Here is a 20,370-nt window from a genome sequence, read left to right as displayed (position 1 = left end):
CGCACCCGAGGAGGAGTCGCCATGCCGCGCATCCCCGTCGTCACCGCCGACCAGGCGGGTCCGGTCACCCGTGTGCTGTACCGCGTCGTCGCACGCCGGTACGGCGCCGTGCCGGAACCGTTCGCCGTGACCGCCCACCACCCGAAACTGATGCGCGCCTACGGCGTGTTCGAGATGCTCGCCGAACGCGCGTCCACCGTGTTGCCGACCAGTGTGCGCGAACTCGCCGTCTACCGGGTCGCCGTGCGGCTGGGCTGCTCGTGGTGCATCGACTTCGGCACCATGCTGCAGCAGCATGACGGGCTCGACATCGATCGGCTGAAAGCCATCGACGACTACGCCGAGTCGCCCCTGTACACGCGCCCGGAACGGCTGGCCCTGGCCTACGCCGACGCGATGACCGACACGCCGATCGCGGTGACCGATGAGCAGGTCGCCGAGCTGGAACGGGAGTTCGGCAGGGCGGGGGTGGTCGAACTGTCGTTGCAGATCGGCCTGGAGAACATGCGCGGGCGGTCGAACGCCGCGCTCGGGATCGTCGACCAGGGGTTCGCCTCCGGCGACGCCTGCCGGGTGGAACTCGGCGAGGTCAGGCCGGAGGGGACGGCAGGCGCGTGAGCTTGTCGGGGTTGGCCTGGTCGTAGATCGCCACGACCCGGCCGTCGGAGACGGCGACGGTCTGCACGTGGGCGTCGAGGTCGCGGTAACCGTCGCCGCCCGGCGAAGGCGGCAGGTGCAGGCCGAGATCGCCGTTGACCAGTACCGGCCGGGCGGTCGCGAACGCCCCCGGCCGGTACACGGTGAGCAGGCCCGTGAAGAAGCGGGCGATCTTGTCGGCGCCCGACATGACGCGCCGCGCGGTGCGGGCCTTGCCGTCGGAGTCCCCGATGAGCACCACGTCGGGGTGCAGCACGTGGGCGACCGCCTCGACGTCGCCGGTCGCCATGGCGGCCAGCAGCTGCTCGACGATGCGCCGGTGCTCGTCGCCCGCGCGGGGAGGCGGATCCGCCTCGCGTGCCGTGCGCCTGCCGCGGGAGGCGTGTTGCCGGGCGGCGTCGGAGCTGCAGCCGAGGATGCCTGCGATCTCGGCGAACGGCACCCCGAACGCGTCGTGCAGCACGAACGCCACCCGTTGCTCGGGCGGCAGCGTGTCGAGCACCACCATCGCGGCCATCCGGGCGCCGTCGTCGGCCACGACGGCGTCGAGCGGATCGGGCCTGCCGTCGGTGGCGGTGACGACCGGTTCGGGCAGCCACGGGCCCGCGTACCGCTCGCGGCGGGCGGCCGCGGACCGGAGGCGGTCCAGGCACAGCCGGGCGACGACGGTCGTCAGCCACGCCGTCAGGTCGCGGATCTCCGCGCGCCGCTGCTCGTCGAGGGAGGTCAGCCGCAGCCACGCGTCCTGCACGGCGTCCTCGGCGTCGGCGAGGGAGCCGGTCAGCCGGTATCCTACGCCGACCAGGTGGGCACGTGCTTCGCTGAACCGGGCGGCCTCGTCGGGCGCCGCGGCCGGGGTGTCGGACATGTGCCGAGTATGCCCGGTCGGAGGCGCTGCGGCCCTGGCCTAAAGTGGGGGCGTGGCGGGACGGATCCGGGACAGCGACATCGCGCAGGTACGCGAACGCAATCGGATCGACGATGTCGTCGGCGAGTACGTGGCGCTCCGGCGTGCGGGCGGCGGTGCCCTGAAGGGCCTGTGCCCCTTCCACGAGGAGAAGACACCGTCGATGAACGTGCGCCCGACGCACGGCACCTTCCACTGCTTCGGCTGCGGTGAGGGCGGCGACGCCATCAAGTTCATCATGCAGATCGAGCACCTGCCGTTCGTCGAGGCGGTCGAGCGGCTGGCCGACCGCATCGGGCTGCAGCTGACCTACGAGGGCGGCGGCCGCGACGTGCGCAGGGAGAACCGCGGTACGCGGCTGCGCCTGGTCGAGGTCCACAAGGCGGCGCAGGCGTTCTACGCCGAGCAGCTCGCCACCCCGGAGGCGGAGACGGCGCGGACGTTCCTGAAGGAACGCGGCTTCGACCAGGCGGCGGCCGCCCGGTTCGGCTGCGGGTTCGCGCCCGGTGGCTGGGACAAGCTCACCAAACACCTGCTGAACCACGGCTTCGAACTCGACGAGCTGTACAAGGCGCAGATCTCGAAGGAGGGTCGAGGCGGGCCGATCGACCGGTTCCACCGGCGGCTGGTGTGGCCGATCAAGGACCGCGGCGGCGACGTCGTCGGGTTCGGCGCGCGCAGGCTGTTCGACGACGATCCGATCCAGGCCAAGTACCTGAACACGAGCGAGAGCCCGATCTACAAGAAGTCGCAGGTGCTGTTCGGCCTCGACCTGGCCAAACGCGAGATCGCGAAACGGCATCAGGTGGTCGTCGTCGAGGGCTACACCGACGTGATGGCGATGCACGAGGCGGGCGTGCCCACCGCGGTCGCCTCGTCGGGCACCGCGTTCGGCGAGGAGCACATGCGGGTGCTGCGCCAGCTGATGATGGACGACGACGCCTTCCGCGGTGAGGTCATCTTCACGTTCGACGGCGACGAGGCGGGGAAGAAGGCCGCGCTGAAGGCGTTCGAGGGCGACCAGACGTTCGCGGGCCAGACCTACATCGCGATCGCACCCGAAGGTATGGATCCGTGCGAGCTGCGGCTGAACAAGGGGGACACGGCCGTGCGCGACCTGGTGTCCCGCCGGATCCCGCTGTTCGAGTTCGCCATCCGCAGCCTGTTGGCCGAGTACGACCTCGACTCCGTGGACGGGCAGGTGGCCGCGCTGCAGCGCACCGTCCCGCTGGTGGCGCAGATCAAGGACCGGGCCAAACGGGACGGCTACGCGACGAAGCTCGCCTGGTGGACCGGCTGGCAGGACGAGGCGATGGTCGTGCGGCGGGTGCGGGAGAGCGCGGGCGCTCCGGTGAAGGCGGCGGGGCGGAAGCCGCCGTCGCGCGAGTCCGGCGTCGAGAACGGGTCGGGACCCGCGTTCGCCCGCCCCGACCCGCGTGACCCGGAGCGGACGGCCCAGCGCGAGGTGCTGAAGGCCGCGTTGCAGGAGCCCGCGCTCGCGGGCCCGCAGTACGACACGTTGCCCGATGACGCCTTCACCCACCCCGCCTACGTGGCGGTGCACCGTGCGGTGTTGGCCGCGGGCGGGACGACCGCGGGCCTGTCCGGCTCGGCGCTGCTCGAGGCGGCGGTGCAGCACGCGGAGAACGCGGGTGTGGCGTCGCTGCTGTCGGAGCTGGCGGTCGAACCGCCCCAGTCGGTCGGGGAGGCCGACGCCCGGTACGTGCAGTCGATGTTCTCGGCCGTGCAGGAGAACCTCGTGGGACGGCAGATCGGCGAGTTGAAGTCGAAACTCCAACGACTGTCTCCTGTGGACTCACCGGACGAGTATCGCGACCTGTTCGGGGACCTCGTCGCACTCGAGGAGTACCGGAAGGCGCTCAAGGGCCAGGCCGCCGGAGGGTTCGAATGACGCTGTCGCGGTGGTGGCGCAGGATCTCCGGCCCGGCCGTGCCGGACGACGTCCGCGCGGCGCTGGACCCGGACGAGGACGTCGTCGCCGCCGCGGAGGCCGACCACGGGCACGTCGTCGTGACGCGGCTCGGATTGTGGATTCCCGGTGAGGCCGGGCCGCGGCGGGTGGGCTGGCATCTGGTGAGTAAAGCCGGCTGGGACGCCGGGACGCTCACGGTGGTCGAGGCCGTCGAGACCGAGGAGGCGGGCGGCGCGGTGCTGCTGCGCGACCTGCCGCCGGTGCGGGTCGCGGTCCCGCGTGCAGGGCGGCTGCCGGAGCTCGTGCGGAGGCGGGTCGAGGGCTCGATCCGGGCCCGGCACCGCGCCGACCTCGCCGACGGCGGGGGAGCGTGGTTCGTGCTGCGCAAGGTGCCCGGAGCCGACGGCGTGATGTTGCAGGCGCGGCCCGACCCCGGCACGGACGTCGAGGCGGTGCGCGCCATGGCGCGGGAGGCCGCTGAGCAGCTGTCCGGCGGCTCCTGAGCCCGGCGCGCCGGTCGGGCGGGATCGTGGTGAAGCGGGGCTCGGCGAGGCTCGGCGCGAGACCGGGCATGGGGGACGGCGCGTGTCGGGGCAGGGGCGTGTCCGGACAGGGACGGCTTGTGAGCGCACCCGCGTAGCAGTACGCTCGTACGGTATGTGGGATCCTGCGGCGTACCTGACCTACGGCGACCTGCGCGGACGACCGTTCCACGAACTGGTCGCGCGGATCCCCGCGGAGCGGCCGCGGCGGGTGGTCGACGCGGGATGCGGTCCCGGCAACCTCACGGCGACGCTGGCGCGCAGGTGGCCGTCGGCGCGGCTCGAGGCGTTCGACAGTTCACCGGAGATGGTGGAGGCGGCGCGAGCCGGGGGAATCGCCGCGACGGTCGCCGACGTCGCCGACTGGACGCCGGGGCCCGACACCGACGTGCTGATCAGCAATGCGACGTTGCAGTGGGTCACCGGCCACGCGGACCTGCTGCGCCGCTGGGCGGGCCTGCTGCCGTCGGGGGCGTGGCTGGCGATGCAGGTGCCCGGCAACTTCGACGCGCCGTCCCATGTGCTGACGCGCAGGCTTGCCGCGAGTGAGCGCTGGCGGACGCGGCTGGCGGACGTGTCGTTGCGCGGCGCGGACACGGTCGGCACCCCCGAGGACTACGCCGACCTGCTCGCCGACGCCGGGTGCACGGTCGACGCCTGGGAGACGACGTACGTCCAGCGGCTCGAGGGCGACGACGCGGTGCTGGAATGGATCTCGGGCACGGCGTTGCGGCCGATCCGGGCGGCGCTCGCCGACGCGGACTGGGAGGCGTTCCGCGGTGAGCTCGCCGAGTTGCTCGCGGAGGCCTACCCGCAGCGCGCGGACGGGACGACGTGGTTCCCCTTCCGACGGGTGTTCGTCGTCGCGCGCACGCCGTGATCCGGCTCGGTCCGGCGTCGGCGTCGACGCCGGACCGGAATCGGCTCAGTGCTGCGCCGACCGCCCGAACGGCACGCGCTCGCCCACCTTCTCGCCGAGCTTGGCGCGCGCGACGCCCGCAGCGCCCTGCACAGCGGGATGATCGGCCACCTTGCGGTAGGTCCGCACGATCTGCTCGTACCGGGCATGCCCGGCGCGAGCGCCCAGAACATAGCCGACGGCGGCGCCCAGCAGGAACTTGTTCATGGCGGGTGAGCCTCCTCGTGGCTGTTTCACTGAAGAGGCCATTGTCCACCGTGCGGCCTGCCGGCGGTGCGATACCCGGGTGCACGGCCGTCTGCCTGGGCGAACCCGGTGCGGACGCGGGGTGCGGACCCCCGTGTCACGGCCTCGCCGGCATGGTCTATAGTTGATACCCGTCGGAGGGCAAGAGATCCGGCGACAACAGAACATTCCCCCATAGCTCAATCGGCAGAGCATTCGGCTGTTAACCGGAGGGTTGTTGGTTCGAATCCAACTGGGGGAGCATCAGCCCAGGTCGCAGACCTGGGCTTTGCTTTTTTCACGTCCTTCGCAGGGCGCTCGTCAGGATGCCTCACGCTTCCCCGGACCGCGCCGGTGGGCACCCGCCGGCGCGGTGTGGTCGTCGTCACGACCCGCCGCCTGCCTCACCCTCCTGCTGAGCCCGTTCGAGGTCCTCATCGGACAGTGCGCGGCTGTCCGGGTCGCCGCGCGAGCTGCTCGGCCCGAACGCCAGTCCGTCCATGTAGAGCGTCGGGTTGCCGCGCCGGACGTCGAGGAACTCGCGGGCGTAGTGCTCGCGCGCCTCGTCGACCGTGCGCCGGCCCGTGACGAGGTCGTGGGCGAGATTCAGTGCCAGGAAGTTCGCCTGTTCGTCATGGCAGCGCGCGGACAGCTCGCCGATCGTGCGGTCGACGACGACGCTCCCGTCGAACCGCGCCAGTGTCTCCACCTTGTCGACAGGGACGTCGTAGTCGAGGAACGACTCGACGGAATCGATGTGTGGAACGGGAAACCGGTGCCGGTGGAACTCCCTGGACGCCTCGACCCGTTTCCACGGTCCGACGTCGAACCATCGCAGCAGGGTCGGTGTGATCTCGTGGGGCCGGCCGTAGGTGTCGATGACGAGTTCCGCGGCTTCTCGCGACTCGTCGGGCCAGTTCTCGAGCAGTACGGCACTGTCGGTGGCGGTCATGACGATGATCCTTTCGGGACAGGTCCGGGACGAGGCAGGGCAGCGTCCCGGGCGGGGCGGGCGGCCGGCCCGCCCGGTTTCGGTGGTGCCGGTCGGGGCAAGCCCGCGGGACATGCGGAATCGACACGGAGACGGAACACCCCTGACTGCGGCGGTACGCGGAGTCGTTGCCGCGATGAGCATGAGCGGCATGCGTGAACTCACCGTCCGGGCGGGCCTGGTGGAGGCGACACCCCCGGAGATGATCACCGATGAGCACGCTCCGGCCGTGGTGCGTCGAATGCCCCGCCGTGGCCGGGACGTACTGGTGGTCGTCGCGCACTGGGCCTACGGCGCCACCGGCGGCGTGGTGTTCGACAGGATCCCGGATCAGGTGCGGTGCCGCCCCGGTGCGGGGCCTGCCTTCGGTGTGGCGTTGTGGCTCGGGTTCGAGTTCCTCGTCGTGCCGCTCAGCGGGCTCCGCTTCCGGCACGGCGGAACCGTCGCGCAGCGGATCGCCTTCGCAGCCGACCACATCCTGTACGGTGCCGTTCTGCAGGGTGGTGCGCGACGACGTGTCAGTCGTCGGCCACGACCTTGAAGAATGTGCTGTCGCCGCCGTCGGCCCGGGTCTTCTGGTAGACGAGCGCGAGGTCCTCCTTGTCGAACTTGGCGAACCAGGTGTCCCACGTGATGTGTTCGAGCTCGTCCTCGCCGGCACCGCCCGGAAAGTCGAAGCGAAGGACGCCCGCCGCGTCGGAGCCTTCGGTGCCGCGCACGGACGCGGGCACGCCGTCGTGGGACTCGACCCACTGCCGGATCTCGTCGTGGTCCTTCGTGGTGCGGGTCTCCGGTGTCATCGCGGTCTCCCTTCTCGCGTCCGGTCGGCTTCGTCGGCCGCCGTACCCGCACCGCCACCGACGACAAACCCGTTCCCGTCCGAAGTGGACGTCGTCACGCTGCCCCACCAGGCGTCGCCGTCACACCCCGGTGCCGTCGCGCGGCGGGACACGGACGTTTCCGGGCGGCGGGGCACGGGTACGTGCTCCGAGCATGGAGGCCGACATCACGATCACCGTCGACGGTGAGCAACACCGGCTCGTCACGGACACGCGTACGACACTGCTGGACGCCCTGCGGGACCGACTCGGCGTGTTCTCCCCCAAGAAGGGCTGCGACCACGGCCAGTGCGGGACGTGCACGGTGCTCCTGGACGGGCGGAGAGCCACGACCTGCCTCGCCCTCGCCGTTGCCCACGACGGCGCCCACGTCACCACCAGCGCAGGGCTGGCGGCCGACGCGCGCGGGAGGGCGCTGCATCAGGCGTTCCTCGACCACGACGGGTTCCAGTGCGGCTACTGCACCCCCGGCCAGATCTGCTCGGCCGCGGGCGTGCTCGACGAAGCCGGCGCCGGGTGGGCCAGCGCGGTCACCGAGGACGTCCGTGACGAACCGGAACTCGACGAGGCGGAGATCCGGGAACGGATGAGCGGCAACCTGTGCCGCTGCGGCGCCTACGCCGGCATCGTCGACGCCGTCCACGGGGTCGCCACGCGTGGCGACGGCAGCCGTGTCGATGGTGAGGTGGCGAACCGATGACCCGGTCGATCGAACCGGTCGCCGCGGTCGGCACGGCCCCGGAACGCGTCGACGGCAGGGCCAAGGTCGCCGGGAAGGCCCCGTACGCCTACGAGCATCCGGTCGAACGGCCCGCATACGCGCATCCGATCCAGGCCACGATCCCGGCGGGCAGGATCCGCCGTATCGACACCGGACGCGCGCTCGCGGTCAGCGGCGTGCACACCGTGCTGACCCCGGACAACGCTCCGCCGCTGCGTCGAGGCCAGGACGGCGAGCTGGAGATCCTGCAGGACGCGGACGTGGCGTTCCGCGGCCAGATCATCGGGTGCGTCGTCGCCGACACCCCGGAGGCCGCGCGGCACGCCGCCGACCTCGTGGCCGTCGACTACGAGCGCCGCGACCACGACGTGACCCTGACGAGCGACCGGTCCGACCTGTACCGGCCGGGCGTGGTGAATCCGAGCTACGAAACCGACACCGAGGACGGCGACGTCGACGCCGCGCTGGCCGGGGCGGCCGCGCGGGTGGACGCGGAGTACCGCACCGCGCGGAACCACAACAATCCGCTCGAACCGCACACGACCGTCGCCGTGTGGGACGCCGACGGGCTCACGCTCCACGACTCCACGCAGGGCGTCCATTCGTTGCGCAGCGTCGTGGCCGGGATGTTCGACCTGGACGAGTCGCGCATCCGCGTCCTCGCGCCGTACGTCGGCGGGGGATTCGGGTCGAAGGGCACGGCCCACGCCCACGTGGTGCTGGCCGCGCTCGCGGCCAAACGGATGTCGGGCAGGCCGGTGAAACTCGCGCTGACCCGCCAGCAGACGTTCACGCTCGCCGGGTACCGCACGCCCACGGTGCAGCGCGTCGCGCTCGGTGCGGACACCGACGGTCGCATCGACGCGCTCGCGGTGGACGTGGTGGAGCAGACCTCCCGGATCAAGGAGTTCGCCGAGCAGACCGGCGTCCCCTCCCGCACGATGTACGCCGCTCGTCACCGTCGCACCACCCACCGGATGGCGGCGTTGGACGTGCCGGTGCCGTCGTGGATGCGGGCCCCGGGGGTGTGCCCCGGCATGTTCGGGCCCGAGGTCGCGATGGACGAGCTGGCCGAGCGGTGTGGTCTGGACCCGATCGAGCTGCGGCTGCGCAACGAGCCGGACCGCGATCCCGAGACCGGCAAGCCGTACTCCACCCGCAACCTCGCGGAGTGTCTGCGTGTGGGCGCGCGCCGGTCCGGCTGGGACGGAAGGCCCGCCGAGCCCCGGCAGACGCGGAGGGGAGAGTGGTGGGTCGGAACCGGCGTGGCCTCGTCGACGTATCCGGTGCACCATTCGCCCGGGTCCGCCGCGCGGATCGAACGCGGGGTGGATGGGCGCTACCACGTGAGTGTCGGCGCGGTCGACATCGGCACGGGTGCGTGGACGGTGCTCGGCCAGATCGCGGCGGACGCCCTGGGGGTGGACCGCGGCGACGTCGTCGTGACGGTCGGCGACACCGCCCTGCCGTTCGCCTCGGTGGCGGGAGGATCGTCGGGCACGGCCAACTGGGGGTCGGCGATCGTGGCCGCAGCGCACGGTTTCCGCGCGCGGTTCGGGGACGACGACCCGCCCGCGGGCTCCGAGCACACCGAGAGCGCCCCGGAGAATCCCGACACCGAACGGTTCGCCATGCACGCCTTCGGCGCGCAGTTCGCCGAGGTGCACGTGAGCGCGGACACCGGCGAGATCCGGGTACCCCGGCTGCTGGGTGTGTTCGCGGCGGGGCGGATCGTCAACCCGCGGCTCGCCCGCTCGCAGTTCCTCGGCGGGATGACCATGGGGTTGTCGATGGCTCTGCACGAGGACGGGGTGATGGACGAGCGCCTCGGCATGGTGGTGAACCACGATCTCGCCGAGTACCACGTGGCGACGAACGCCGACGTCCCGTCGGTGGAGGCCGAGTGGATCGACGAGCACGACCCGCACGTCAACGCCATGGGTACGAAGGGGATCGGTGAGATCGGGATCGTCGGCACGGCCGCCGCCGTCGCCAACGCCGCGTATCACGCGACGGGGGTCCGCGTGCGGGACCTGCCGGTCACAGCGGACCGGTTCCTCACGGCGTAGTCGTCGGCGTCACCGCGCAGCCGTCACCGCGTAGCAGGCAGCGGGCTCAGTCTCCGCAGCGTCGCGGTGAGGGCGCCGCGGGCCATCGGCATCTTGAAGGCATTGCCCGCCAGTGGTTCGGCGTGCTCGAGCTCGGCCTCGGCGGCGCGGGCGGCACGGTCGTCGGTGGCGGGTCCGCCGCGGAGCGCGGCCTCCGCGCGGCGCGCACGCCAGGGCTTGTGCGCGAGGCCGCCGAAGGCGATCCGGGCGTCGCGGACCGTGCCTGCGTCGTCGACGTCGAGTGCGGCGGCCACCGAGACGAGCGCGAAGGCGAACGAGGCGCGGTCACGCACCTTGCGGTACGCCGAGTTGGCCGCGAAGGGCACCGGCGGCAGCTCGACGGCGGTGATGAGTTCGCCGTGGTCGAGCACCGTGTCGCGGTGCGGTTCGTCCCCGGGGAGCCGGTGCAGCTCCTCGGCAGGCAGGCTCCGCGCTCCGTGCGGACCCTGCACGTGGACGGTCGCGTCGAGCGCCACCATCGCCACCGCCATGTCGGACGGGTGCGTGGCGACGCAGTGGCGGGAGGCGCCGAGGATCGCGTGGTAGCGCTGGTATCCCTCGAGGGCTGAGCACCCGGATCCCGGCTCCCGCTTGTTGCACGGGGTGGTCACGTCCTGGAAGTAGGGGCAGCGCGTCCGCTGGAGCAGGTTGCCGCCGACCGTGGCGAGGTTGCGGAGCTGACCCGAGGCGCCCGAGAGCAGGGCCTCGGCCAACACCGGGTAGTGCGCACGGACGTCGGGGTCGGCCGCGGTGTCGCTGTTGCGCGCCGTGGCGCCGATACGGATCCCGCCGTCCGGGGTCGGCTCGATGTCGTCGAGCGGCAGCCGCGAGACGTCGACGAGGTGCTCCGGGGCGGCGACGCCGAGTTTGAGATGGTCCACGAGGTTCGTCCCGCCACCGAGGAACGACGCGGCCGGGTTCTGCGCCACGGTGTCGACCGCGGTCGACACGTCGTCGGCACGCCGGTACTCGAACGGGATCACTGGTGGCTTCCTTTCCGGTCGACGACCCTGGTCGGCGCCGGGGCGACCGCACGCCTCGTGCCTGTCCCGCCTTCCCGCCCGGCCACCGCGCTAAACGACGAGCAGCCCCGTGCGGTGGGGTCACCGGAGCGAACCGGGACGATCCCGGCGGTTCCGGCTGGGTAAGCTGCGGCGTCCGTACGGCGAGGAGAAGAGGGACGTATGGAAACCGCAGCGATCTATCTCGTTGCCGCGTTGGCGGCCGGTGGTCTGGCCCTGCTGGTGAAGCTCCCGCCCCTGGTCGGCTTCCTCGCCGCCGGATTCGGCCTGCACGCCGCGGGCGTCGAGCAGATGCCCGGACTGCAGACGCTCGCCGACCTCGGTGTGACCCTGCTGCTGTTCGGCATCGGTCTCAAACTCGACGTGCGCTCGCTGCTCAAGGCCCGGGTGTGGCTGACGTCCCTGGCCCACATGGCGTTCAGCGTGCTGCTCGGGCTCGCCCTGCTGCTGGCCGTCGCGCCGTTCGGGTTCGCGCTGCTGGCCGACGCCGATCCGGCGGAGATGGCCATCGTCGCGCTCGCACTGTCGTTCTCGTCGACGGTGTTCGTCGTCAAGGTGCTCGACGAGCGCCGGGACAACCAGACGCTGTACGGCCGGATCGCCATCGGCGTGTTGATCATGCAGGACATCGTCGCCGTGGTCGTGCTGACCGTGTCCAAGGGTGAGCTGCCGTCCCCGTGGGCGCTGGCTCTGGTGCTGGTCGTCCCCGGGGCCTGGCTGGCACGCAAGGCCTGGGACCGCATCGACTCGGTCGAGCTCGGTGCCCTGTTCGGCCTGACGATGGCGCTCGTTCCCGGCTACGTCCTGTTCGATCTCGTCGGCCTCAAAGGCGACCTCGGTGCGCTGATCATCGGCGCACTGCTGGCCGGTCACCGGCGTGCGGGCGACCTGTCGCGGCTGCTGCTGACCGGCAAGGAAGTGCTGCTGATCGCGTTCTTCGTCAGCATCGGACTGACGGGCACGCCCACGTGGGAAGCGGTCGGCATGGCCGCGTTGCTGGCCGTGCTGATCCCGGTCAAGGCCGTCGCGTTCTTCGCGCTGCTGTGGCTGATGCGCCTGCGTTACCGCACGGCCACGCTCGCCTCCCTCGCGCTCGGCAACTACTCCGAGTTCGCGCTCATCGTGGCCACCGTCGTCGCCACCACCGGCGCGGTGTCCGAGGGCTGGGTCACCGTGTTGGCCCTCGCCGTGGCCTTCAGCTTCCTCCTCTCGGCGGTGCTCAACCGGCTCGCACCCGCGGTCGAGGCGTGGGTGACGCGGCGGCTGCCCGCACAGCAGGCCGAGGCCCTCACTGTGGACGACCGGCCCATCGACCTCGGCGGCGCCGACACCCTGGTGCTCGGCATGGGCCGCGTCGGTCAGGCCACCGTCGAACAGCTCCACGAGGCACACGGCAAGCGTGCCGTCGGGGTCGAACACGACAGCCGCCGCGTCGAACAGCTGCGGGCCGCCGGTTTCGACGTCGTCGAGGCCGACGCCACCGACCTCGACTTCTGGGGGCGTGTCCAGCGCTCCGGCCGGGTCGAACTGGTCGTCCTCGCCATGCCGTTCCACGGGGAGAACCTCCTCGTGCTCGACCTGCTCCGCAAGGAGGGCTTCCGCGGCAGGGTGGCCGCCATCGCGCAACGCGGCGAGGAGATCGACGAACTGCGCTCCCGCGGCGCCGACGCGGCGTTCAACCTCTACGGCAGCGCCGGCACCAACCTGGCCGACCACGCGGTCGAACGGACATCGGCGGCGGACTGACGGAGCGCGCGACGGGTGGCCGGGCCGTCAGGAGCGCCCGGTGAGGAAGTCGAGCACGAGCGGACTCGCGACGTCGCGGCGCTCCTCGAAGTACGCGTGCCTCGCGCCCGGGATCAGGTGCAGTGCCGCGCCGGGGATGCGGCCTGCGAGCACGGGAGCGTTGGCCGCGGGGTTGAACACGTCGTCGTCGCCGTGGACGACGAGTGTCGGTGCGGTGATGCGCGGCAGCGCGTCCCACGCGTCGTGCCGGTGGCTGGCGAGCCGGTGCCGCCGCAACACGTGCGGTGGTGTACCGCGTTCGCCGATCGTTCGATACGGCCCGGGATGCGCGGCGAGCCACTCCGGGGTGTACATCAGCTCGAGCAGTGCCCGCCGGACCGCGGCGGCGTCGTGCTGGGCCAGGCTGCGGGTCACCTCGGTGCTCCGTTCGACCGCGTGCGGGCCACCGGGTGAGGTGCAGCCCAGCACCAGCCTGTCGACCCGCGCGGGATGGTCGACGGCGAGCCACTGCGCGACCCGCCCGCCCATCGACGTGCCGTAGACGTGCGCGCGCCGCAGTCCGGCCGCGTCGAGGACGGCCACGGCGTCCGCGGCGAACCCGCGGGTGCTGTACGAGTCGTCGTCCGGCTTGTCGCTGTGGCCGATACCGCGATGGTCCATCGTGATCACCCGGAAGGTGCTGTCGAAGTCGCCGCGCACCGAGTCCCACCAGCGCCTGCTGTTGGACTGGCCGGCGATGAGCAGCAACGCGGGCGGCTCGGAGTGCTCGGGCTCGGGATCTCCGTCGCCGCGTGCGTGAGCGCGGGGGCCGTGAACCTCGTAGTACAGGGCGACCCCGTCGGCCGCGTGGGCGTAAGGCACGGACGTGATCGTAGGTGGGGCCGTCCGGCGTGGACGGCCCCACCACGGTCAGCCGCCGGTCCGCGCGGAGCGGCGCCGCGCCGCGAGCCGCCCGACGACGACGTCCACGAGGAGGAACGCCAGCAGACTCAGGCCGAACAACGGCGCCAGCACTCCGACGGCCGCTGCGGCCGCGACGATGCCGACGACCGCCCACGGCGGCAGTGCGCGCCACTGTCCGCGCGGCACCGGACGGCCGAACGCGGCGCTCCGGGGCCTGCGCTGCCACCACAGCCGGTATCCCAACACGGTCAGGGCCGTCAGACCTCCGCCGAGCGCGGCGAGCGCGGCCTGGTTGGGCCGTCCGAACAGCGTGCCCATGTGCAGGTCGATGCCCCAGCGGGCCAGCTTCGCACCGAAGGGGTAGTCGGCGAATCGCACCTCGTCGGTGACCTCGCCGGTCGCGGCATCCACGGCGACCGCGTCGACCTGCGTGGGCCAGCTCCGCTCGATCTCCGTGACCGACCATGCCGCGCCGGGCGCCTCGGGAACGGCGATCTCGATCGCGCCCGCGTCGATCCCGGCACCGCGAGCTGCGGCGAGGACGTCGTTGACGGTCCGGGCAGGAGCGTGCGCGGCCGTGGCATCGTCCGCGGAGCCGCCCTCGGTGCCGGCGGCGTGCCCGGGGTGGCCCGCCGACGTGTCCAGCTCGGGCGTGCTCCAGCCCGCGGCCGTGCGCAGGGCGGCGATGTTCTCCCCGGCGTGGGCCGACCACGTCAGCCCGGTCGCCGAGAGCACCAGCGCGCCGCCCAGCACGGCGACACCGAGCCGGCCGTGCCACCGCAGTGTGGCCCGGCGGCCCCGGCCCGGATGCCGCCCCCGCGTCGCGTCGGCGTGGCCGGTACGGCGCTTCGTCCGGCGGGCCGTCCACAGCGCGAGACCCGCGAGCGCGATCACCCACAGCCACGACGCGGCCAGCTCGCTGTAGATCCGGCCCGGTTCGCCGAGCAGCAGGTTGCGGTGGAGCTGGTCGAGCGTCATGCGCAGGGGCAGCACTCCGCTCGTGCCGTAGGTGGTCAGCTCACCGGTGATGGCCGCGTTTCCCGGGTCGACGAACACCGTGCGGGACTCCGAGGACCCCAGCTCCGGGGCGGCGAACAGCACGCGGGTGGTCGCACCGGGTTCCGGAGCGGGCCGGACGGCCTCCACCCGGGCGCCCGGCACGGCGTCCTGCGCGGCGCGGACCTGGTCGGCCAGGGGGAGCGGGTCGTGCGGGGACGTCGCGGTCAGCTCGTCGTGGTAGAGCCAGGACTCGAGTGGTGGGGTGAGCGCGTAGGCGGTGCCCGTGAGGGCTGCGACGAGGACGAACGGGCCGACGAACACGCCTGCGTAGAAGTGCAGCCGCAGCAGCAGGGCGCGCCATCGGGCACGGCGCCGCGGCGGGTAGGCGGCCGTGCCGGCAGGAGAGCTGTCGGCTGGGGTCGTGGACGTGGTGGCTGTGTCGGTGGTGGACGGGGCGGCCGCTGCGCTGTCGGGCGGGCGCAGCGTGGTGTCGGACATGACGGATCGCTCCTGTGACGGCACGGGTCCGCGGACGCGCGAGAGCGCCGCTCGGACCTGCGGTCACGGGCGGTACGTCGGGGCGCGCGTCACACGGTGATGGCGTGAGGTCGAACCGTCGGCGCGGGCGGACCGCGGCGGCCCCGGATGCGCCGGTACACGACGTGCCGCAGTGGCCGTCGCTGCGGCGGCGGTGGACACGGTGTCCACACGGGACCGACGACCGGCAGCGGCGCCCTGCCGTACGGCCGTCGTGCGACGAGCATGCCGAGCAGGGCGAACAGCGCGCGCTCGGCCCCGGTGAGGCCCGCGAACACGACCGCCGTCGCGATGAGGTGCGCGAGCGTCATCGCGGTGGTGTCGGGCGTGTGGCCGTGTGCGGCGCCGAGCGTGAGGACGGCGTGCACCGCGAGCTGGCCGACGGCGAGGAGCGTGAGCAGGGCCGTCGGCCGGAGCCGTACGCGAGCCAGGCCGGTGGTGACGGTGCTGATCGCCAGCACCGGGCCGGCGACGGCGGGCCACTCCGGCAGTGCACCACCTGCGGACGCGTGGGCGAACACGGCGAGCAACCCGGTTGCGGTGCCCGTGGCGGTGCCGCGCAGCAGGCGGCCCGCACCCGTGGTCAGGCCGTCGCGTCCGTGCATGCCCGAATCCTAAGCAGCGGCGCGCAACGCCTCAGGTTGGGTGGTGGTGGGAGACGGGTGGGCCTAGGCAGCGGCGCGCAGCGCCTCCGGTTGGGTGGTGGCGGGCGACGAGGCCGTGGGCAGTGGCGCGTGCCCGTGCCTGTCAACGCCAGTCGACGACCTCGTTGATCAGCGTGGGGTGTCCCCGCTTGACGTAGTTGACGTACTTGGCCATGTGTTCGTACATCAGGTCGTGCGCGGCGTCGGGCTCGCCGTCCTCGATCGCCTTGGCGATCGCCACGTGCGCGTCGGAGACCTCCTTGCGCCGCGACTTGGGGAACACGATGCCGCTGACCCGGTCGCGGAAGATGTCCGACAGCGACTGGCCGAGCAGGCTGAGGATGCCGTTACCGGACATCTCGGCGACGAGCCGGTGGAAGTCGCCCGTGTACTCGAGGTAGGCGGCATCGTCGTCGACCTTGAGCGACCCGCTGACGCGCCGCAGCTCGTCCATGTACGCCGGGTCCTGCCGCTGTGCGGCCAGCCGCGCCATGAGGGGTTCGACCGCGAGTCGGGCCTCGATCAGCTCGCGGAACGTGGTGCCCTGCGCCTGCAGGTACAGCGTCGCCATCTGTCCGAAGTGGTCGGGCTGGGCGCCGCTGACGATCGGACCACCGCCGGGCCCCGGTTTGAGCCAGATCAGGCCGTTGACCTCGAGGATGCGCAGTGCCTCCCGCAGCGAACCGCGCCCGATGCCGTACTCGGTGAGCATGTGCGCTTCCGAGGGCAGGTGGGCGCCCGGTTCGAGCCCTTCGGTGCGGATCTTCCGCATGATGCTCCGTGCCACGGCCTGCGCGACCTTGTCGCCCCGCTTGTACGGCCGCCGGCGCGGTTCCAGCGCGTCTTGGTCCATGGGGTGACGATACCGATGATGATCCTGAATCCCTGTGCAGGCCGTGATGGAGCGCCCGGTGTCGTGTCGCCCACCGGCCATTTCCTGAGCATGATTCGTGTTCGGTTGTCGCCGGTGGCGTGACCCTCCCTGTGGGGCGACGGGCTGCTGTCCTGGCTCGCGCGCTTACCGCGTGTTCACGTTGCGCCCGAGACCATGCTAATCCTTGACATGAATTATGGGGCGCCGCATACTTGCTGAACATGTGACGCAGGTCTCTCACCTCGAAGGAGGTGTGTCTCGCGTCCGCCGGTCCCAACGTTCGCCAGCAGCACAAAGAGGTGCCCCATGGCTCTAGACGAGGCCACCAGTTCACTGCTCGCCCAGCTCGCCGAATCCGGGCAGCCACCGATCCACGAGATGGATCCGGAACAGGCCCGCGGCATCACCGCGGCCCTGCGGGAGATGTACGGCCCCGGTCCGGACATGGCGCGGGCCGAGAACCGCTCGATCGACCTGCCCGGCCGCTCCGTCCCCGTGCAGATCCTGGTACCGAACGCCGCACCGCGCGGCGTCATCGTCTACTACCACGGCGGTGGCTGGGTGATCGGCAGGATCGAGGAGTTCGAGACCCTCGGCAGGCAGCTCGCCGACAAGACCGGGTGCGCCGTGGTGCTCGTCGACTACCGCCTCGCGCCCGAACACCGCTACCCGGCGGCCGCCGACGACGCGTTGGACTCGCTGCGCTGGGTCGACGCCCATCTCGAGGAGATCGCGGGCAAGCGGGTGCCGTTGATCGCCGCGGGCGACAGCGCAGGCGGCAACCTCACGGCGATCGTCGCCCAGAAGGCGCGCGCGGGCGGTCCGGCGCTCTCCCAGCAGATCCTCGTGTACCCGGTCACCGACTGCGACTTCGACAACTCCTCCTACGCCGATCCCGAGAACCAGCTCATGGTCAGCCGGGACGCGATGATCTGGTTCTGGGACCACTACGCCGACGCCGACCAGCGCGCGAACCCCGACGCCTGCCCGGCGAAGGCCGGCGACCTCTCGGGTCAGGCGCCCGCCGTCGTGGTGACCGCCGAGCACGATGTCCTGCGGGACGAGGGTGAGGCCTACGCGAAGGCCCTCGAGGCTGCGGGTGTTCCGGTCCGGCACCGGCGGTTCCCGGGTCAGATGCACGGTTTCTTCACGATGGTCAACGTGCTGCCCGGCAGCGCGGAGGCGATCGACTACGTCGCCGCGGAGATCGACCGCCACCTGTCGGCCGCGACCTGACGCCGTCGCGGGTCGTCCCTGCGACCTTCCCGATCCGGCCAGACGCGCCCCCGGCGGGCGCATGTCCGTTGCTCTTCCGTCCGTCTCCCCGTCGAATGTGAGGACATCGCACCATGCCTGCTACCAGGAAACTGCCGACCGAGTTGGACGCCGTCATCGTGGGTGCCGGGTTCTCCGGCCTGTATCAGCTGTACAAACTCCGGAACCTGGGCATGCACGTGAAGGTCGTCGAAGCGGGCTCCGACATCGGCGGCACGTGGTACTGGAACCGGTATCCCGGTGCCCGCTGCGACGTCGAGAGCATGCACTACTCCTACTCGTTCGATCCCGAGCTCGAACAGGAGTGGGAGTGGACCGAGAAGTACCCGAGCCAGCCCGAGATCCTGTCCTACATCCACCACGTGGCCGATCGCCACGACCTGCGCAGGGACGTCGTGCTCGACACGAAGGTCACGGCGGCGCACTACGACGAGGACAGTGCACTGTGGACCGTGCGGACCGAGGCAGGCGAGGAGGTCTCGGCCCGCTACTGCATCATGGCCGTCGGCTGTCTGTCCGTGCCGAAGAAGCCCGAGGTGCCCGGACTCGAACGGTTCCGCGGCGACTGGTACCACACGTGCGACTGGCCGGAGTCCGGTGTGGACTTCACCGGTAAACGGGTCGCCGTCATCGGGACCGGCTCGTCCGGTATCCAGGCCGTCCCGATCATCGCGAAGCAGGCCGACGCGCTGACGGTGTTCCAGCGGACCCCGAACTTCAGCCTGCCGACGTTCAACGGGCCCATCGACCAGGACATGGTCGCCGACATCAAGTCCCGGTACCGCGAGATCCGGGAGGAGAGCAGGCAGTCCGGGTTCGGTGTCGCGATCGAGCCGCCCACCCGGTCGGCGCTCGAGGTCGACCCCGACGAGCGCCACCGCAACTACGAGGAGCGCTGGCAGCGCGGCAACCTCACCGGTGTGCTGCAGGCCTACACCGACCTGCTCGCGGACGAGGAGGCCAACGAGACGGCCGCCGAGTTCGTGCGCGGGAAGATCCGCGAGATCGTCGACGATCCGGAGACGGCCGAGAAGCTGTGCCCGAAGACCTACGCCTTCGGTACCAAGCGGCCCTGCCTGGACACGGGCTACTACGAGACGTTCAACTCCGACCACGTCGAGCTCGTCGACCTCAGGGAGACCCCGCTGGTCGAGATCACCGACAGCGGGGTGCGCACGAGCGACCGGGAGTACGAGGTCGACAGTCTGGTGCTGGCCACCGGCTTCGACGCCATGACGGGTGCGCTGCTGAACATCGACATCCGGGGCCGGGGCGGCCAGCCGCTCCGGGAGAAGTGGCAGGACGGGCCCGCGCTGTACCTGGGCCTGAACCCGGCGGGTTTTCCGAACCTGTTCACGATCACCGGTCCCGGCAGCCCGTCCGTGCTCTCGAACATGATCGTCTCGATCGAGCAGCACGTCGAATGGATCACCGACCTGGTGGAGCACATGCGGCACAGGGAGCTGCGCACCGTCGAGGCGACCGAGACGGCCGAGAAGGAGTGGACCGACCACGTGCGCGAGGTCGGCGACATGACGCTCTACCCGCAGACCGATTCCTGGTACATGGGCGCGAACGTGCCCGGCAAGCCCCGGCTGCTCATGGCCTATCTCGGCGGGGTCGGCCCGTACTGGCAGAAGTGCCAGGAGGTCGCGGCGAACGACTACGAGGGCTTCGCGCTGAGTGCGTGACGTCCGGGAGGAGACATCGATGTTCCGCATCACCGTGCACTACAACCACCCGGACGATCCGGAGAAGTTCCTCGATCACTACCGGTCGACGCACGCCCCGCTGGCGGCGACGTTGCCGGGGCTGCGCTCCTACGGCTGGGGCGCGACGACGACGTTCGACGGTTCGAAGCCGGAGCACTTCCTCGTCGCCGTCATGGAGTGGGACAGCCGGGACGAGTGTGCCGCGGCGTTCGCCTCGCCCGAGGGACAGGCGGCCCAGGCGGACATGGCCAACTTCGCCGGTGCCGGCGCGGACGTCAACTTCCACGAGGTGGTCGACGTCGAGCCCACGGGACGTGCCTGAGATGGGCACCGCGATCGACGACGACCTCGCCGTCCGGCTGGACCGCGTGGAGGCGCTCGAAGAGATCCGGCGGGTGCTGCACGGCTACGGGCACGCGTTCGACAAGCGGGACCTGCCGTGGTTCCTGTCGCTGTGGGCCGAGGACGCCACGTGGTCACCCGGACCCGACGCGGTGTTCCAGGGTCGCGACGGGATCCGCACCGGCGTCACCGGCCTGTGGGACGCCGTGCCCGCCTCCCACCACTGGTCGGTCAACTCGGTGATCGACGTCGACGTGGTCGGCGGCACCGCCACGGCGGTCACCGATGTGCTGGCGATGGCGAGCACCGCCGACGGCTGGGCACAGACCGCGGCGACCTACCGCGACCTGCTGCGCCGGATCGACGGTCGCTGGCGTATCGCCAAGCGCGAGACCGACATCCACCGCGCCGTCCCCGTCGCGGACCCCGCGACCTGAACCGTGGGCGGCCCGCGGCGCCGCCGTCGGCGACCCT

21 protein-coding genes and 1 tRNA gene are annotated in these 20,370 nt (G+C 71.6%); 13 read left to right on the top strand and 9 right to left on the bottom strand.

Going from position 1 to position 20,370, the window contains the following annotated elements; all coding sequences use genetic code 11:
- Positions 1–21: 21 nt before the first annotated feature.
- Positions 22–618, top strand: a complete 597-nt coding sequence (locus LY13_RS07005; protein WP_253827461.1) for a carboxymuconolactone decarboxylase family protein — start codon at positions 22–24, stop codon at positions 616–618.
- Here the strand turns inward: LY13_RS07005 and LY13_RS07000 are convergent.
- Entirely contained in the window at positions 590–1,525 is a 936-nt protein-coding gene (locus tag LY13_RS07000; protein WP_253827460.1) for a sigma-70 family RNA polymerase sigma factor, read from the bottom strand. The two genes, LY13_RS07005 and LY13_RS07000, sit on opposite strands and share 29 nt — an antisense overlap.
- Positions 1,526–1,577: 52 nt before the next feature.
- Between LY13_RS07000 and dnaG the strand changes: the two genes are divergently transcribed.
- The 3 genes from dnaG (at position 1,578) to LY13_RS06985 (ending at position 4,919) form a co-directional block, all read left to right on the top strand.
- The gene (gene dnaG, locus LY13_RS06995) at positions 1,578–3,476 is read left to right on the top strand and encodes a DNA primase (protein WP_253827459.1); all 1,899 of its coding nucleotides are present in this window, start codon (positions 1,578–1,580) and stop codon (positions 3,474–3,476) included.
- Positions 3,473–4,000, top strand: a complete 528-nt coding sequence (locus LY13_RS06990) for a hypothetical protein (RefSeq protein WP_253827458.1) — start codon at positions 3,473–3,475, stop codon at positions 3,998–4,000. Before dnaG ends, LY13_RS06990 begins: the two co-directional genes overlap by 4 nt.
- A 154-nt stretch (positions 4,001–4,154) precedes the next feature.
- Complete coding sequence (locus LY13_RS06985) at positions 4,155–4,919, top strand: trans-aconitate 2-methyltransferase (RefSeq protein WP_253827457.1); 765 nt, start codon at positions 4,155–4,157, stop codon at positions 4,917–4,919.
- Positions 4,920–4,964: 45 nt separating this feature from the next.
- Here the strand turns inward: LY13_RS06985 and LY13_RS06980 are convergent, their stop codons facing one another.
- Positions 4,965–5,165, bottom strand: a complete 201-nt coding sequence (locus LY13_RS06980) for a hypothetical protein (protein WP_253827456.1) — start codon at positions 5,163–5,165, stop codon at positions 4,965–4,967.
- Between the two features lie 207 nt (positions 5,166–5,372).
- On the opposite strand from LY13_RS06980, the gene LY13_RS06975 reads away from it, so the two are divergent.
- Positions 5,373–5,445 (top strand) — tRNA-Asn (locus tag LY13_RS06975).
- A 123-nt stretch (positions 5,446–5,568) separates the two neighbouring features.
- On the opposite strand, the gene LY13_RS06970 is transcribed toward LY13_RS06975, so the two are convergent.
- Positions 5,569–6,135, bottom strand: a complete 567-nt coding sequence (locus tag LY13_RS06970; protein ID WP_253827455.1) for a hypothetical protein — start codon at positions 6,133–6,135, stop codon at positions 5,569–5,571.
- A gap of 190 nt (positions 6,136–6,325) precedes the next feature.
- On the opposite strand from LY13_RS06970, the gene LY13_RS06965 reads away from it, so the two are divergent.
- Positions 6,326–6,715, top strand: coding sequence for a hypothetical protein (locus tag LY13_RS06965; protein WP_253827454.1), 390 nt, complete (start codon positions 6,326–6,328; stop codon positions 6,713–6,715).
- Here the strand turns inward: LY13_RS06965 and LY13_RS06960 are convergent.
- On the bottom strand, positions 6,693–6,974 hold the full coding sequence (locus LY13_RS06960) for a hypothetical protein (protein ID WP_253827453.1): 282 nt from the start codon (positions 6,972–6,974) through the stop codon (positions 6,693–6,695). The two genes, LY13_RS06965 and LY13_RS06960, sit on opposite strands and share 23 nt — an antisense overlap.
- Before the next feature lie 193 nt (positions 6,975–7,167).
- Here LY13_RS06960 and LY13_RS06955 point away from each other — a divergent pair, with 193 nt between their 5' ends.
- Positions 7,168–7,713 (top strand): 2Fe-2S iron-sulfur cluster-binding protein, encoded by a 546-nt coding sequence (locus LY13_RS06955; protein ID WP_253827452.1) that lies wholly within the window; start codon positions 7,168–7,170, stop codon positions 7,711–7,713.
- A complete protein-coding gene (locus LY13_RS06950; RefSeq protein WP_253827451.1) occupies positions 7,710–9,803 on the top strand; it encodes a xanthine dehydrogenase family protein molybdopterin-binding subunit in 2,094 nt (697 codons plus the stop codon). The genes LY13_RS06955 and LY13_RS06950 overlap by 4 nt, the downstream gene beginning before the upstream one ends.
- Positions 9,804–9,826: 23 nt before the next feature.
- On the opposite strand, the gene LY13_RS06945 is transcribed toward LY13_RS06950, so the two are convergent.
- On the bottom strand, positions 9,827–10,825 hold the full coding sequence (locus tag LY13_RS06945; protein WP_253827450.1) for an FAD binding domain-containing protein: 999 nt from the start codon (positions 10,823–10,825) through the stop codon (positions 9,827–9,829).
- Between the two features lie 201 nt (positions 10,826–11,026).
- Here LY13_RS06945 and LY13_RS06940 point away from each other — a divergent pair, with 201 nt between their 5' ends.
- Positions 11,027–12,610 (top strand): cation:proton antiporter domain-containing protein, encoded by a 1,584-nt coding sequence (locus LY13_RS06940; protein ID WP_253827449.1) that lies wholly within the window; start codon positions 11,027–11,029, stop codon positions 12,608–12,610.
- A gap of 27 nt (positions 12,611–12,637) precedes the next feature.
- Here LY13_RS06940 and LY13_RS06935 read toward each other — a convergent pair whose 3' ends face one another.
- The 4 genes from LY13_RS06935 to LY13_RS06920 all read right to left on the bottom strand — a co-directional run bounded on the left by LY13_RS06935 (position 12,638) and on the right by LY13_RS06920 (position 16,546).
- Positions 12,638–13,471, bottom strand: a complete 834-nt coding sequence (locus LY13_RS06935) for an alpha/beta fold hydrolase (protein WP_372493776.1) — start codon at positions 13,469–13,471, stop codon at positions 12,638–12,640.
- Between the two features lie 48 nt (positions 13,472–13,519).
- Entirely contained in the window at positions 13,520–15,010 is a 1,491-nt protein-coding gene (locus tag LY13_RS06930; RefSeq protein ID WP_253827448.1) for a PepSY-associated TM helix domain-containing protein, read from the bottom strand.
- An 89-nt stretch (positions 15,011–15,099) separates the two neighbouring features.
- Complete coding sequence (locus LY13_RS06925; RefSeq protein ID WP_253827447.1) at positions 15,100–15,654, bottom strand: hypothetical protein; 555 nt, start codon at positions 15,652–15,654, stop codon at positions 15,100–15,102.
- 142 nt (positions 15,655–15,796) lie between these two features.
- The gene (locus LY13_RS06920) at positions 15,797–16,546 is read right to left on the bottom strand and encodes a FadR/GntR family transcriptional regulator (RefSeq protein ID WP_253827446.1); all 750 of its coding nucleotides are present in this window, start codon (positions 16,544–16,546) and stop codon (positions 15,797–15,799) included.
- A 327-nt stretch (positions 16,547–16,873) separates the two neighbouring features.
- Here LY13_RS06920 and LY13_RS06915 point away from each other — a divergent pair, with 327 nt between their 5' ends.
- The 4 genes from LY13_RS06915 (at position 16,874) to LY13_RS06900 (ending at position 20,333) form a co-directional block, all read left to right on the top strand.
- A complete protein-coding gene (locus LY13_RS06915) occupies positions 16,874–17,803 on the top strand; it encodes an alpha/beta hydrolase (protein WP_253827445.1) in 930 nt (309 codons plus the stop codon).
- A 113-nt stretch (positions 17,804–17,916) separates the two neighbouring features.
- The gene (locus LY13_RS06910) at positions 17,917–19,533 is read left to right on the top strand and encodes a flavin-containing monooxygenase (RefSeq protein ID WP_253827444.1); all 1,617 of its coding nucleotides are present in this window, start codon (positions 17,917–17,919) and stop codon (positions 19,531–19,533) included.
- Positions 19,534–19,552: 19 nt separating this feature from the next.
- Positions 19,553–19,876, top strand: coding sequence for an EthD family reductase (locus LY13_RS06905; protein WP_253827443.1), 324 nt, complete (start codon positions 19,553–19,555; stop codon positions 19,874–19,876).
- 1 nt (position 19,877) lies between these two features.
- Positions 19,878–20,333: a nuclear transport factor 2 family protein gene (locus tag LY13_RS06900; protein WP_253827442.1), complete on the top strand. Its 456-nt coding sequence runs from the start codon at positions 19,878–19,880 to the stop codon at positions 20,331–20,333.
- Positions 20,334–20,370: the final 37 nt, after the last annotated feature.

Source organism: Prauserella aidingensis, assembly GCF_024171865.1.
Classification (GTDB): Bacteria; Actinomycetota; Actinomycetes; order Mycobacteriales; family Pseudonocardiaceae; genus Prauserella; species Prauserella aidingensis.
Note: the sequence above shows the minus strand (reverse complement) of the source record. Positions and strands in the feature narration are given on the sequence as shown.